The sequence below is a fragment of the Arenimonas sp. genome (assembly GCF_035721105.1).
GTDB lineage: Bacteria > Pseudomonadota > Gammaproteobacteria > Xanthomonadales > Xanthomonadaceae > Arenimonas.
This window is the reverse complement of record NZ_DASTNG010000052.1, coordinates 1-11,777: the sequence shown is the minus strand read 5'-3', so window position 1 is coordinate 11,777 and position 11,777 is coordinate 1. Positions and strand designations below refer to the sequence as shown.

Here is an 11,777-nt window from a genome sequence, read left to right as displayed (position 1 = left end):
ATGGACGCGGTGCTCCAGCGCATCATCGAAGTGCTGGCGCCGACGCCCGACATCGGCTGAGCGCCGCCGCGGTTCGCCGCGGCCCGCGCATCGCACGCATGAAACTGCACATCCTCGGCATCTGCGGCACCTTCATGGGCGGCGTCGCCGCGCTCGCGCGCGAGCTGGGCCACGCGGTCGACGGCTCCGACCAGAACGTCTACCCACCCATGTCCACCCAGCTCGAAGCGCTGGGCATCACGCTGGCCTCGGGCTACTCGCCCGCGCACCTGGCCGCCGACACCGACGTGGTGGTGGTGGGCAATGCGCTGTCGCGCGGCAACCCCGCGGTTGAGCACGTGCTCGACGCCGGCCTGAAGTACACCTCCGGCGCCCAGTGGCTGAGCGAACACGTCCTGCCCGGCCGCGAAACGCTGGCCGTGGCCGGCACCCACGGCAAGACCACCACCACCTCGATCCTGGCCTGGCTGCTGGAAGCCGCCGGCCGCGACCCCGGCTTCCTGGTCGGCGGCGTGCCGGAGAACTTCGGCGTCTCGGCCCGCATCGGCCGCGGCCGTGAGTTCGTGGTCGAGGCCGACGAGTACGACACCGCCTTCTTCGACAAGCGCAGCAAGTTCGTGCACTACCGGCCGACGGTGGCGATCCTCAACAACCTCGAGTTCGACCACGCCGACATCTTCCCGGACCTGGCCGCGATCCAGCGCCAGTTCCACCACCTGGTGCGCATCGTGCCCGGGCGCGGCCGACTGATCGTCAACGGCGAGGAAGCCAGCCTGCAGCAGGTGCTGGACATGGGCTGCTGGACGCCGGTGGAGCGCTTTGGCCTGGACGGTGACTTCGATTGGACCGCGCGCCTGCACGCGGCCGACGGCTCGCACTTCGACGTGCTGCACCGGGGCGCCGTGGTCGGCACCGTGCGCTGGTCGCTGTCGGGCCGGCACAGCGTGATGAACGGCCTGGCCGCGATCGCCGCCGCGAACGCGGTGGGCGCCGACCTGTCGCGCGCGATCCCGGCGCTGGCCGACTTCGTGAGCGTGAAGCGCCGCATGGAGAAGCTGGGCGAAGCGCGCGGAATCACCGTGTACGACGACTTCGCGCACCATCCGACCGCGATCCGCACCACGCTCGAAGGCCTGCGCGCGCGCGTCGGCGACGCGCGCATCCTGGTGGCGATGGAGCCGCGCAGCAATTCCATGCGACTGGGCGCGCACGCGGCCGAGATCGCGCCCTCGCTGGCGCAGGCCGATGCCGTGGTGTTCCTGCATCGCCCGGAGCTGGCCTGGGACGCGGGCAAGGTGGTGTCGGCGCTGCGCGGCGAGGGCGAGGCCGTGCCGGATGTCGACGCGCTGGTTGCCGCGCTGGCGACCCGCGCACAGCCGGGCGACCACGTCGTGTTCATGTCCAACGGTGGCTTCGAAGGCGCACCGCGGCGCTTCCTGGCCGCGCTGGCCGGTTGAGCGTGGACACCACCGAGCTGCCGCTGTTCCCGCTGTCCACCGTGCTGTTCCCGGGCGGCCAGCTGTCGCTGCGGATCTTCGAGCCGCGCTACCTCGACCTGGTCAAGCGCAGCGCGCGCAGCGGCGAGGGCTTCGGCATCTGCCTGATCCTCGACGGCCGCGAGGCCGGCGAACCGGCGATCCCGGCCGCGCTGGGCACCGAGGCGGTGATCGTGGATTTCGCCATGACCGACGACGGCCTGCTGGGCATCACGGTCGAAGGCCGGCGCCGCTTCCACGTCGAGCGCACCCGCGTGCGCGACGACGGCCTGATCCACGGCGAGGTCACCTGGAAGCCCGAGCCGGGCCCGGCGCCGCTGCGCGACGAACACGCGCTGCTGTCGGTGCTGCTGGCGCGCATCCTGGACAAGGCCGGCATCGAACACGACGGCGTCGGCAAGGGCGACCTGGCCGACGCCGCGCACGTGGCCTGGCGACTGGCGGAGTGGCTGCCGCTGGCGTCGCCGGAGCGCCAGCAGCTGCTGCAGCTCGACGACCCGCACGCGCGCCTGCAGTGGCTGGTCGGCCGGCTGCCCGACTTCCAGCCCGAATAGCGCGCCTCAGCGCGTCGGCGGCCGCAGCCGCAACACGCGCTGGCCGTCGTCCGCGCGCGCGTCCAGCGCGGAATCCAGCCCGCGCAGGTCATCGCGCAGGCTGTCGAGCAGGGCATCCTCGCCCGGCTGCGCCTGCCAATAGCTGAAGAAATCGATGCGCCGGGTGAAGCGCAGGGTCTGCACGGTGCCGATCCACACCCGCTCGCGCCCCGGCTGCAGGCGCAGCGGCGTGGCCCACAGGCGCAGCACCTTCATCTCGCCGGGGTTCGCGCCCCGCCGCACCATCACCAGCGCCTCGGCGCGGCCCTGGTGGGTGGCCGGCAGCACCGGCAGCGCGCGCGGCGTGACGTCCTTGTCCATCGTCTGCAGCAGGCCGGTCCAGCCCCCGGTGCGGTAGTTCTCCCAGCCCGACAGCAGCAGGCGCGCGCGCACCGAATCCAGCGGGCCGGCCAGCTGTACGTTCAGCGGCCAGGCGTCGCGGCCGTGCAGTTCGTTGCGGCGCGCCGGCAGCTGCTGCTGCCAGCCGGTGCGCCACCACGCCTCGCCGCCGACCTGTTCCGGCACCAGCGGCGGATCGAAGCGCACCAGCAGCGCGTCGGCGCTGCGGCTGCCGTGCCAGATCGCCATGCCGAGGATGGCGGTGAAGAAGATCGTGGCCGTTGGCCGCACCCAGAACGAGCGCACCACGCGGCGCCGGTAGGCGATGCCCAGCGCGGCGATCCACAGCAGGCCCAGCAGGATCCCGGCCAGCACGTCGCTGAGCCAGTGCGCGCCCAAATACAGCCGCGAGAAGCCGAGCAGGGCCACCGCCAGCGCCGCCACCACGTAGGGCCAGGCGCGGCGGCGCCCCGGCAGTTCGCGCGCGATCAGCACCGCGAAGAACCCGTAAACCACCGTCGCCATCGTCACCGTGGCCGAGGGGAAGCTGAAGCCCATCACCGCGGTCGAGGCCGGCGGCTTGGGCATGTCCAGCAGGTAGCCCAGGAACCAGGTGAGCACCAGGGCGAAGGCCGGCGCCGCCAGCCAGTGCCAGGCCGCGACGTGCCGCCGGCGCCACAGCAGCCAGGCGAACACGCCCAGCACCGCCGGCGTCAGCACCACCGGATCGCCCAGCGTGGCCAGGAAGGCCATGGCCGCGTCGGCCAGGGGATTCCTCAGGCCGAACATCAGGTGGTGCACCGTCATGTCCAGCTGCGACGGCGCGCTGCCGCCGCCGACCGAGATCAGCAGCTGGAAGAAGCCCCAGCCCGCGGCCAGCAGCACAACGCCCAGCAGCAGCAGCGAGGCCGATTCGGGCCGGTTCGGGTCGATCAGCGCCTCGGAATACTTGCCCAGCACCGGGTGCCGGTGCGACCAGGCCAGCGCCCGCTCGATCATCCCGGTGGTGTGCGCACCCAGCCAGCGCCAGCTGTAGAACACGCCGGCCCAGATCGCCGCCACCAGCACCAGCACCACCGCCAGCACCACCGCCAGCCGGCCGGCGACGGCCGCGACCAGGTCGAGCGAGGTGCCGAACACCCAGCCCGGCGCCAGGAAGGTCGCCGACCACACCGCGGCGGCGAAGGCGCTGGCCGGCACGTACTGGCGCAGCTTCATCTTCAGCATGCCGGCGATGGCGGGCACGAAGGGCCGGATGGCGCCGATGTAGCGGGCCATCACGATCGACTTCATGCCGTGGCGCTTGAAGGTGGTCTCGCCGCGCTCGAGCCACTGCGGGTGCTTGTAGAACGGCCAGCGCTGGCGCAGCTGCGGCCCGTAGCGATGCCCGACCCAGTAGCTGATGCCGTCGCCGACGAAGGCGCCGAGGGTGGCGCAGGCCAGGGCGTAGGCGCCGTCCACGTGGCCGAGCCCGACCAGGGTGCCGACGGCGAACAGCAGCGGCACCGCCGGGATGGCCACGCCGACGATGACCAGGGCGTCGCCGAAGGCGATGAGGAAGATGACCAGGCCCGCCGCGATCGGGTTTTGGCCGATCCAGGTGACGAGGGCGTCCAGGCGGGCGGAATCCATGGCCGGGATTATAGGCCGGCCATCGCGTCCCCCGGTTTACACTGCGACCAAAGTTCAGGAGTCATCCATGTCCGACCTCCGCGGCAAGACCCTCTTCATCACCGGCGCCTCGCGCGGCATCGGCCTGGCCATCGCCCTGCGCGCGGCCCGGGACGGCGCCAACGTGGCCATCGCCGCCAAGTCCGGCGTGCCCAATCCCAAGCTGCCCGGCACCATCCACACCGCCGCGGCCGCGGTGGAGGCGGCCGGCGGCCAGGGCCTGGCCCTGCAGTGCGACATCCGTGAAGAGGACCAGGTGCAGGCCGCGGTCGCCGCGACGGTCGCGCGCTTCGGCGGCATCGACATCCTGGTCAACAACGCCAGCGCGATCTGGCTCAAGGGCGCGCTGGAAACGCCGATGAAGCGCTTCGACCTGATGCAGCAGGTCAACAGCCGCGGCAGCTTCCTGTGCGCCCAGCACTGCCTGCCGCACCTGCTCAAGGCCGCCAACCCGCATATCCTGACCCTGGCGCCGCCGATCACCCTCGACCCGAAATGGTGGGGCCCGCACACCGGCTACACGCTGGCGAAGATGGGCATGAGCTTCGTCACGCTGGGGCTGGCCGCCGAGTTCGGCCCGCAGGGCGTGGCGGTGAACGCGCTGTGGCCGCGCACCGTGATCGCCACCGATGCGCTGAAGATGATCCCGGGCGCCCTGTCCGAGGCCGGTCGCACGCCGGCGATCATGGCCGACGCCGCCCACGCCATCCTGGTCCGGCCGTCGCGCGAGCTCAACGGCCAGTTCCTTGTCGACGAGGCGGTGCTGCGCGAGGCCGGCGTCACCGACTTCTCGGGCTACGCGGTCGACCCGACGCGGCCGCTGCTGCCCGATTTCTTCCTGGACGATCCCGAACTCGAGGAGGCCCTGCGCCGATGAGATACCTGCATGCCATGGTCCGGGTCCGCGACCTGGACGCCTCCGTCGCCTTCTTCCGCGACGCCCTGGGCCTGGTGGAAACGCGCCGCCGCGACTACCCGCAGGGCCGATTCACCCTGCTGTACCTGGCGGCGCCGGCCAACCCGGACGTGGAGGTCGAGCTGACCTACAACTACGACGACGAGGACTACGGCTCGGCCCGCAACTTCGGCCACCTGGCCTTCGAGGTCGACGACATCTACGCGGCCTGTGAGCGCCTGCAGGCCCACGGCGTGGTCATCAACCGCCCGCCGCGCGACGGTCGCATGGCCTTCGTGCGTTCGCCGGACCTGATCTCGATCGAGCTGCTGCAGAAGGGCGAGGCGCTGGCGCCGGCCGAGCCCTGGGCGTCGATGGCCAACACCGGCCAGTGGTGACTCAGGCCGGCGGCAGCGCGTCGCCGCAGCGCCGGCAGTGGCCGGCGTCGGGTTCGTGTTCACCCAGCCCGCAGCCGGGGCAGTCGACCTTGCGGCGCTCGCGCAGCCCGGCGGCCAGCTCGGCGGTGTAGATGCCGGTGGGCACGGCGATGATGCCGTAGCCGATCAGGATCAGCACCGACGTGACGAAGCGGCCCAGCGGCGTCAGCGGCGTGATGTCGCCGAAGCCGACCGTGGCCATCGTCACGATGGCCCAGTACATCGAGAGCGGGATGCTGGTGAACCCGTTCTCCGGCCCTTCGATCACGTGCATGGCCGCGCCGAAGATCACCACCAGGGTCAGCACCGCCAGCAGGAAGACGGTGATCTTGCGGCGCGAGCGGTACAGGGCGCCGACCAGCATGCCGCCGGCCTCGGTGTACTCCATCAGCTTGAGCACGCGGAAGATCCGCAGGATGCGCAGGATGCGCACCACCAGCAGCGCCTGGCTGCCGGGCAGCACCAGCGACAGGTAGGTGGGCAGGATCGACAGCAGGTCGATCACGCCATAGAAGCTGCGGGCGTAGCGCAGCGGGTGCTTGACCACGGCCAGGCGCGCCGCGTACTCGGCGGTGAACAGCAGCGTGAAGCCCCACTCCAGCGCGTAGAACCAGGGGCCGAAGCGCGCATGCAGGCCGGCCACGCTGTCGAGGACCACGACGATGACGCTGGCGATGATCGCCACGATCAGCAGCAGGTCGAAGCGCCGCGAGGCGCCGGCTTCGTGGTGGAAGATGATGTGGAACCAGCGCGCGCGCCAGCCGTGTTCGGTGGCGGGGCCGAAGCCCTGGCCGGCGGGGCGGGGCGCCGTCATCGGCCGGCGGCGTCCAGGGCCTGGGTGAAGTCGGCCAGCAGGTCGTCCGGATGCTCCAGGCCCACCGACACGCGCAGCAGGTCCTGGGCCGTGTGCGGGTTCGCGCCTTCCACCGAGGCGCGGTGCTCGACCAGGGTCTCCGGGCCACCGAGCGAGGTCGCGTTGATCGCCAGCGCCAGGGCGCCGGCAACGCGCAGCGCGGCCTCGCGGCCGCCCTTGAGCTGGAAGCTGAGCATGCCGCCGAAGCCGGACATCTGGCGCGCGGCGACCGCGTGGTGGCGATGGCCGGGCAGCCCCGGGTAGTGCACCGCCGACACCGCGGGGTGCGCGGCCAGGCATTCCGCCAGCGCCTGCGCGTTGCGGCAGTGCCAGGCCAGGCGCGCGGGCAGCGAGCGCGCGCCGCGCAGGATCAGCCAGGCGCTGAACGGCGCCAGGATGTTGCCGGTGACGTGGCGGCGGTGGGCGACGCGCGCGTGCAGGTCGTCGGCCCTGGCGAACACCAGGGCGCCGCCCATCACGTCGCTGTGGCCGCCCAGGTACTTGGTGGTGGAGTGCATCACCACGTCGGCGCCCAGCGCCAGCGGCCGCTGCAGCACCGGCGTCGCGAAGGTGTTGTCGCAGGCCAGCAGTGCGCCGTGGGCGCGGGTGAGGGCCGACAGCGCGGCGATGTCGGTGACCTCGAGCCGCGGGTTCGAGGGCGTTTCGGCCCAGACTAGCCGGGTCTCCGGCCGCAGCGCGGCGCGCACGGCGTCGAGGTCGGCCAGGTCCACCGCGGTGGCGGTGACGCCGCGCTCGGGCAGGAACTCGTTCGCCAGGCTGCGCAGGCCGGTGTAGCAGTCGCGCGGGTACAGGAAATGGCTGCCGGCGGGCAGCGACTCCAGCAGGCCGTTCATGGCCGCCATGCCGGAGCCATAGGCCAGTGCGGCGGCGCCGCCTTCCATCGCCGCCAGCACCGTTTCCAGGCGGTCCTGGGTCGGGTTCTGTTCGCGCTGGTATTCGTAGCCGGCGCGGCGTTCCCCGGCCGGGCCGTGCTGGAAGGTGGTGGCGAGGTGGATCGGCGGCGCGATCGCGCCGGTCTCGCGGTCGGGTTCGCCGCCAGCGTGTACGGCCAGGGTTTCGATGCGGGTCATGCGGACGGCTCCAGCAAGCGGTGGGTGGCGAGCGCCGAGCGCAGGCTCGAGCTGCCGGTGTAATGGTGCGCCTTCAGGCCGGCGGCGCGGGCGCCGTTGGCGTTGGCGACCTTGTCGTCGATGAACAGGGCGTCGGCCGGGGCGACGCCCAGCGCCGCCAGGCAGTCGCGATAGATCGCCGGGTCGGGCTTGCTGCGGCCGAACTGCGCCGAGCAGTAGATCCGGTCCCGGAACAGCGGGAACAGGGGCGGATGCATTTGCTCGAGGTGGTCGCGCAGCAGCAGCCCGTTGTTGGTCAGGATCGCCACCTCGGCTACTTCGGCGGTGGCCCGGGCCAGCGCCAGCACTTCGGGGCGCGCCGACATCGCGTCGGCGCGGGCCGCGATCCAGTCGTCCAGCGTCACCGGCGCGCCCAGTTCGCGCGCGAGCGCCGCCAGTGTCCCGGGGATGTCCAGCACGCCCTGGTCGGCGGCCTTCTCCACGCCGGCGGTGAACAGGGCGCGGTGCGCGACCTTGGGCGTGGTGCCGGTGCGTTCGGCCAGCGTCGCCAGCCGGCGCGCGTGGTCGTAGCCGACCAGCACGTCGTCGAGGTCGAACAGCACCAGCGCCGGGCGGCTCATCCCGCGGCGAGCTCGCGGAAGGCCTCGCGCGCGGCTTCGAAGGTGTGCGACAGCTCGGCCTCCCCGTGCGCCGACGACAGGAAGCCGGCTTCGAACGCCGACGGCGCGAAGTACACGCCGCGCTTGAGCATGGCGTGGAAGAAGCGCTTGAACGCGCCGGCGTCGCTGGCCATCGCGTCCTCGAAGGTTTCCACCGGGCGGTCGCTGAAGTACAGGCCGAACATGCCGCAGGTGCGGGTGGTGGTGACGGCGACGCCGGCCTCGCGCGCGGCCGCCTCCAGGCCGTCGCAGAGCACGTGGGTGTTGGCCTCGAGCTTCTCGTGGAAGCCGGGCGCCTGCACCAGCCCCAGCGTGGCCAGGCCGGCGGCCATCGCCACCGGATTGCCGCTGAGCGTGCCGGCCTGGTAGATCGGGCCGGCCGGCGCGATCTGCTGCATCAGCTCCCTGCGGCCGCCGTAGGCGCCGACCGGCATGCCGCCGCCGATGATCTTGCCGAAGGTGCTCAGGTCGGGCGTGACGCCGTAGCGCGCCTGGGCGCCGCCGAGCGCGACGCGGAAGCCGGTCATCACCTCGTCGAAGATCAGCACCGCGCCGTGCTTCGTGCACAGCGCGCGCAGGTGCTGCAGGTAGCCTTCGCGCGGCAGGATGCAGTTGGCGTTGCCGACGATCGGCTCGACGATCACGCCGGCGATCTCGCCGCCGACCTCGTCGAACAGCTGGGTCGCGGCCTCGACGTCGTTGTAGGGCAGGGTGAGCGTGAGGTCGGCCAGGGCCTTGGGCACGCCCGGCGAATTGGGCAGGCCGAAGGTGAGCGCGCCGGAGCCGGCCTTGACCAGGAAGCTGTCGCCGTGGCCGTGGTAGCAGCCCTCGAACTTGACGATGCGGGTGCGGCCGGTGGCGCCGCGCGCGAGGCGGATCGCCGACAGGGTGGCCTCGGTGCCCGAGTTCACCATGCGCATCATTTCCATCGACGGCACCAGCCTGCGCACCGTGTCGGCCATGGTCACTTCCAGCGCATTGGGCACGCCGAAGCTGAGGCCGTCGACCATCGTGCGCGACACCGCCTCGAGCACCGCCGGGTGCGCGTGGCCGGCGATCATCGGGCCCCAGCTGCCGATGTAGTCGACGTAGCGGTTGCCGTCGACGTCGATCAGGTAGGCGCCCTCGGCGCGCTTGGCGAAGAAGGGCTCGCCGCCGACCGACTTGAAGGCGCGCACCGGCGAGTTGACGCCACCGGGCATCAGGTCGAGGGCGCGGGTGAAGAGGTCGTGGCTGGTCGCGGTGTTCATGGATTCACTCGTTGGAAGGAGGGTCGAAGGCGCGCCGGTAGGCGCGCACGGCGGCGGCAGGGTCGGGCGGGTCGAAGACGCCGCCAATGACGGCCAGCAGGTCGGCGCCGGCGGCCACCAGGCTGGCGGCATTGTCCGGGGTGATGCCGCCGATGGCCACCCGCGGCAGCCCCAGGGCGGCGCTTTCGGCCAGCAGGGGCAGGCCGGCGCGGCGGGCCAGGGGCTTGGTGCCAGAGGCGAAGAAGGCGCCGAAGGCGACGTAGCTGGCGCCGGCCGCGGCCGCGCGTTCGGCCAGGGCGAGCTGGTCGTAGCAGGACGCGCCGAGCAGGGCCGCGGGCCCCAGCGCCGCACGGGCCTCGGCGAGCGAGCCGTCGTCCTGGCCCAGGTGGGCGCCGTCGGCGCCGAGTTCGGCGGCCAGGCGCCAGTCGTCGTTGACCAGCAGCGGGATGCCCAGTGCCCGGCAGGCGGGCAGCAGCTCCCGGAGCTGTTCGCGCCTGCGGGCCGGGGTCGCGAGCTTGTTGCGGTACTGCAGCAGCGCCGGGCCGGCGGCCAGTGCCGGCAACACCCGGGCCAGCAGCCGGGCCGTGTCGGCTTCGTCCGGCGTCAGCAGGTACAGGCCGCGGCGCGGCCAGCTTGACGGGGCGTTCATTTCAGGGCGCTGCGCATGGTGCGAGAATGATAGCCGTCCCCGAGTCGCGAGAATGAAATGAGCACGAGCACCACCGCCGCCTACCGCACCTGGATGTGCGTCGTCTGTGGCTTCATGTACAGCGAGGCCGACGGCCTGCCGGACGAGGGCATCGCGCCGGGCACGCGCTGGGAAGACATCCCGGATACCTGGGTCTGCCCGGATTGCGGCGTGACCAAGGACGATTTCGAAATGGTGCCGGCCGGCTGAGCCGGTCGGCGATCGGTCAGTTCAGGCGGGCGCCGCTGCTGCCCAGTTCGATCAGGGCCGTGCGCACGGCGTCCAGGTCCTCGGCTTCGGGCAGCAGCTGCAGGTAGCGCGCGAGGTCTTCGCGGGCCCCCTTGGCATAGCCCAGCTCGCGATAGGCCAGCCCGCGGTCGCGCAGCGCTTCCGCGGTGTCGGGCGACAGCTTGAGCAGGCGGTCGGCGCTGCGCGCCACGCGTTCCCAGTCGCCGCGCTCCAGGTACAGCCCCTTCAGGTTGCGCAGCATGCGCATCAGGATCATGCGGTGCGACGCCGGGGCCAGGATCTGCAGCAGCTGCTGGTCGTCGGGTGCCTGGCCGCCCAGGTGTGGCGAGGCACGTTCGCGCAGCTCTTCGGCGCTGACCGGGCGACCCTTGTTGTAGGGGTCGAGCACCAGGATGCCGTCGTCCACCGGCAGGCGCACCAGGAAATGGCCCGGGAAGGAGATGCCGTCGAGCGGCATGCCCAGGCGTCGCGTCACTTCCATCTGGATCACCGCCAGCGAGATCGGGATGCCCAGCTTCCGGTCCACGACCTGGTTCATGTAGCTGTTGCGCGGATCGTCGTACTGCACGTTGTTGCCGGCGAAGCCGATCTCTTCGAACAGGTAGCGGTTGATCGCGGTCAGCCGCGCGGGCAGGTCGATGTCCTGCTCGAGCTGCGGCCGCAGCGCGGCGGCGTAGGTGTCGACCTGCGCGGCGTAGCCGGCGGCGTCGAGGTCCGGGTACTCGTCGCGCGCGATCAGCAGGGCGGTGTCGAGCAGCGGCAGCTCGTCGTCGCCGAGCTTGGCGAGGGTGTTCCAGTCCGGCAGGGGATGCGAGTTGGTCATGCCACCCATGTGGTTGCCCTCCTGCAATGAATCAAGGTGCGCCGCGCTCCGGGATGCCCGGGCCGAACACCAGTTCGTCGCCCTCGGTGACGCCCAGGCGGGCGGCGGTGCCGGCATTGAGTTCGAGCACGTACAGCGCCGGCGCGGTGCTGGGATACGGCGGGCAGCGATCGCCGAGCGAGCAGGGCGGCACGCCCGTGCGCGCCGACACCAGCCGGCGCTCGGCGTCGAAGTAGAGGATGTCCAGCGGAATGCGCGTGTTCTTCATCCAGAAGGCGAGCGGGCGCTCGGCGTCGTACACGAACAGCATGCCCGCCGTCGGTGCCATCTGGTCGCGGAACATCAGGCCGCGGTTGCGCTCGGCCTCGGCGTCGGCGATCTCCACGTTGAACCGCTGCCCGCGCAGTTCGACCCAGGGCCGGCCGCCGGCGGCGCAGCCCAGGAGCGGCGCCAGCAGCAGCGCCAGCAACGGCAGGCAAATCACGAGGCGGAAACGGGGCATGGCGGACTCCAGGGGTGATGTCCCGACGTTCGGGGATGCCCGTCCGACCTGTCAAGCGAAGCGGGGGCTTCCCAAACCCGCGGGCTTCATCTATTCTTCGCGGCCCTTCACCGCCCCGGTCATCCGGATCGGGACGGGGGGGCGGAAAAAAGGTCGGTTGAGGGTATTGACGGCCTTGGAAACTGCTCTATAATGTGCGGCTCCCTTGAGCGAAACGCCTTGGGACGCGGC

13 protein-coding genes are annotated in these 11,777 nt (G+C 71.8%); 5 read left to right on the top strand and 8 right to left on the bottom strand.

What is annotated here, in order from left to right:
- Positions 1-98 precede the first annotated feature (98 nt).
- The gene (mpl, locus tag VFQ84_RS07760; protein ID WP_325130908.1) at positions 99-1,457 is read left to right on the top strand and encodes a UDP-N-acetylmuramate:L-alanyl-gamma-D-glutamyl-meso-diaminopimelate ligase; all 1,359 of its coding nucleotides are present in this window, start codon (positions 99-101) and stop codon (positions 1,455-1,457) included.
- Positions 1,454-2,050, top strand: a complete 597-nt coding sequence (locus tag VFQ84_RS07755) for an LON peptidase substrate-binding domain-containing protein (RefSeq protein ID WP_325130906.1) — start codon at positions 1,454-1,456, stop codon at positions 2,048-2,050. The genes mpl and VFQ84_RS07755 overlap by 4 nt, the downstream gene beginning before the upstream one ends.
- Before the next feature lie 6 nt (positions 2,051-2,056).
- Here VFQ84_RS07755 and VFQ84_RS07750 read toward each other — a convergent pair whose 3' ends face one another.
- On the bottom strand, positions 2,057-4,060 hold the full coding sequence (locus VFQ84_RS07750; RefSeq protein WP_325130904.1) for a bifunctional DedA family/phosphatase PAP2 family protein: 2,004 nt from the start codon (positions 4,058-4,060) through the stop codon (positions 2,057-2,059).
- A 67-nt stretch (positions 4,061-4,127) separates the two neighbouring features.
- Between VFQ84_RS07750 and VFQ84_RS07745 the strand changes: the two genes are divergently transcribed.
- Together VFQ84_RS07745 and VFQ84_RS07740 are read left to right on the top strand one after the other, a co-directional pair.
- Positions 4,128-4,976, top strand: coding sequence for an NAD(P)-dependent oxidoreductase (locus tag VFQ84_RS07745; protein WP_325130902.1), 849 nt, complete (start codon positions 4,128-4,130; stop codon positions 4,974-4,976).
- A complete protein-coding gene (locus tag VFQ84_RS07740; protein ID WP_325130900.1) occupies positions 4,973-5,392 on the top strand; it encodes a VOC family protein in 420 nt (139 codons plus the stop codon). Before VFQ84_RS07745 ends, VFQ84_RS07740 begins: the two co-directional genes overlap by 4 nt.
- Before the next feature lies 1 nt (position 5,393).
- Here the strand turns inward: VFQ84_RS07740 and VFQ84_RS07735 are convergent, their stop codons facing one another.
- Genes VFQ84_RS07735 through thiE form a run of 5 tightly spaced genes read right to left on the bottom strand, consistent with a single transcriptional unit; the run spans position 5,394 to position 9,933 of the window.
- Positions 5,394-6,245: an ion transporter gene (locus VFQ84_RS07735; RefSeq protein ID WP_325130898.1), complete on the bottom strand. Its 852-nt coding sequence runs from the start codon at positions 6,243-6,245 to the stop codon at positions 5,394-5,396.
- Positions 6,242-7,375, bottom strand: a complete 1,134-nt coding sequence (locus VFQ84_RS07730; RefSeq protein WP_325130896.1) for an aminotransferase class I/II-fold pyridoxal phosphate-dependent enzyme — start codon at positions 7,373-7,375, stop codon at positions 6,242-6,244. Before VFQ84_RS07730 ends, VFQ84_RS07735 begins: the two co-directional genes overlap by 4 nt.
- A complete protein-coding gene (locus VFQ84_RS07725) occupies positions 7,372-7,995 on the bottom strand; it encodes an HAD-IA family hydrolase (protein WP_325130894.1) in 624 nt (207 codons plus the stop codon). Before VFQ84_RS07725 ends, VFQ84_RS07730 begins: the two co-directional genes overlap by 4 nt.
- Positions 7,992-9,284: a glutamate-1-semialdehyde 2,1-aminomutase gene (hemL, locus tag VFQ84_RS07720; RefSeq protein ID WP_325130892.1), complete on the bottom strand. Its 1,293-nt coding sequence runs from the start codon at positions 9,282-9,284 to the stop codon at positions 7,992-7,994. The genes VFQ84_RS07725 and hemL overlap by 4 nt, the downstream gene beginning before the upstream one ends.
- 4 nt (positions 9,285-9,288) lie before the next feature.
- Positions 9,289-9,933, bottom strand: a complete 645-nt coding sequence (gene thiE, locus VFQ84_RS07715; protein ID WP_325130890.1) for a thiamine phosphate synthase — start codon at positions 9,931-9,933, stop codon at positions 9,289-9,291.
- A gap of 57 nt (positions 9,934-9,990) precedes the next feature.
- Between thiE and VFQ84_RS07710 the strand changes: the two genes are divergently transcribed.
- On the top strand, positions 9,991-10,182 hold the full coding sequence (locus VFQ84_RS07710) for a rubredoxin (RefSeq protein ID WP_325130885.1): 192 nt from the start codon (positions 9,991-9,993) through the stop codon (positions 10,180-10,182).
- Positions 10,183-10,198: 16 nt separating this feature from the next.
- Here VFQ84_RS07710 and VFQ84_RS07705 read toward each other — a convergent pair whose 3' ends face one another.
- Both VFQ84_RS07705 and VFQ84_RS07700 read right to left on the bottom strand, forming a co-directional pair.
- Complete coding sequence (locus VFQ84_RS07705; RefSeq protein ID WP_325130910.1) at positions 10,199-11,044, bottom strand: SirB1 family protein; 846 nt, start codon at positions 11,042-11,044, stop codon at positions 10,199-10,201.
- Positions 11,045-11,075: 31 nt separating this feature from the next.
- Positions 11,076-11,528 (bottom strand): DUF192 domain-containing protein, encoded by a 453-nt coding sequence (locus VFQ84_RS07700; RefSeq protein WP_414637013.1) that lies wholly within the window; start codon positions 11,526-11,528, stop codon positions 11,076-11,078.
- Between the last annotated feature and the right edge of the window lie 249 nt (positions 11,529-11,777).

What these genes read in the sequence shown, in the direction of transcription:
- mpl (WP_325130908.1), top strand. Translation starts at nt 99, where the DNA reads ATGAAACTGCACATCCTCGGCATCTGCGGCACCTTCATGGGCGGCGTC.
- VFQ84_RS07750 (WP_325130904.1), bottom strand. Translation starts at nt 4,060, where the DNA reads ATGGATTCCGCCCGCCTGGACGCCCTCGTCACCTGGATCGGCCAAAAC.
- VFQ84_RS07745 (WP_325130902.1), top strand. Translation starts at nt 4,128, where the DNA reads ATGTCCGACCTCCGCGGCAAGACCCTCTTCATCACCGGCGCCTCGCGC.
- VFQ84_RS07740 (WP_325130900.1), top strand. Translation starts at nt 4,973, where the DNA reads ATGAGATACCTGCATGCCATGGTCCGGGTCCGCGACCTGGACGCCTCC.
- VFQ84_RS07735 (WP_325130898.1), bottom strand. Translation starts at nt 6,245, where the DNA reads ATGACGGCGCCCCGCCCCGCCGGCCAGGGCTTCGGCCCCGCCACCGAA.
- VFQ84_RS07730 (WP_325130896.1), bottom strand. Translation starts at nt 7,375, where the DNA reads ATGACCCGCATCGAAACCCTGGCCGTACACGCTGGCGGCGAACCCGAC.
- VFQ84_RS07725 (WP_325130894.1), bottom strand. Translation starts at nt 7,995, where the DNA reads ATGAGCCGCCCGGCGCTGGTGCTGTTCGACCTCGACGACGTGCTGGTC.
- hemL (WP_325130892.1), bottom strand. Translation starts at nt 9,284, where the DNA reads ATGAACACCGCGACCAGCCACGACCTCTTCACCCGCGCCCTCGACCTG.
- thiE (WP_325130890.1), bottom strand. Translation starts at nt 9,933, where the DNA reads ATGAACGCCCCGTCAAGCTGGCCGCGCCGCGGCCTGTACCTGCTGACG.
- VFQ84_RS07710 (WP_325130885.1), top strand. Translation starts at nt 9,991, where the DNA reads ATGAGCACGAGCACCACCGCCGCCTACCGCACCTGGATGTGCGTCGTC.
- VFQ84_RS07705 (WP_325130910.1), bottom strand. Translation starts at nt 11,044, where the DNA reads ATGACCAACTCGCATCCCCTGCCGGACTGGAACACCCTCGCCAAGCTC.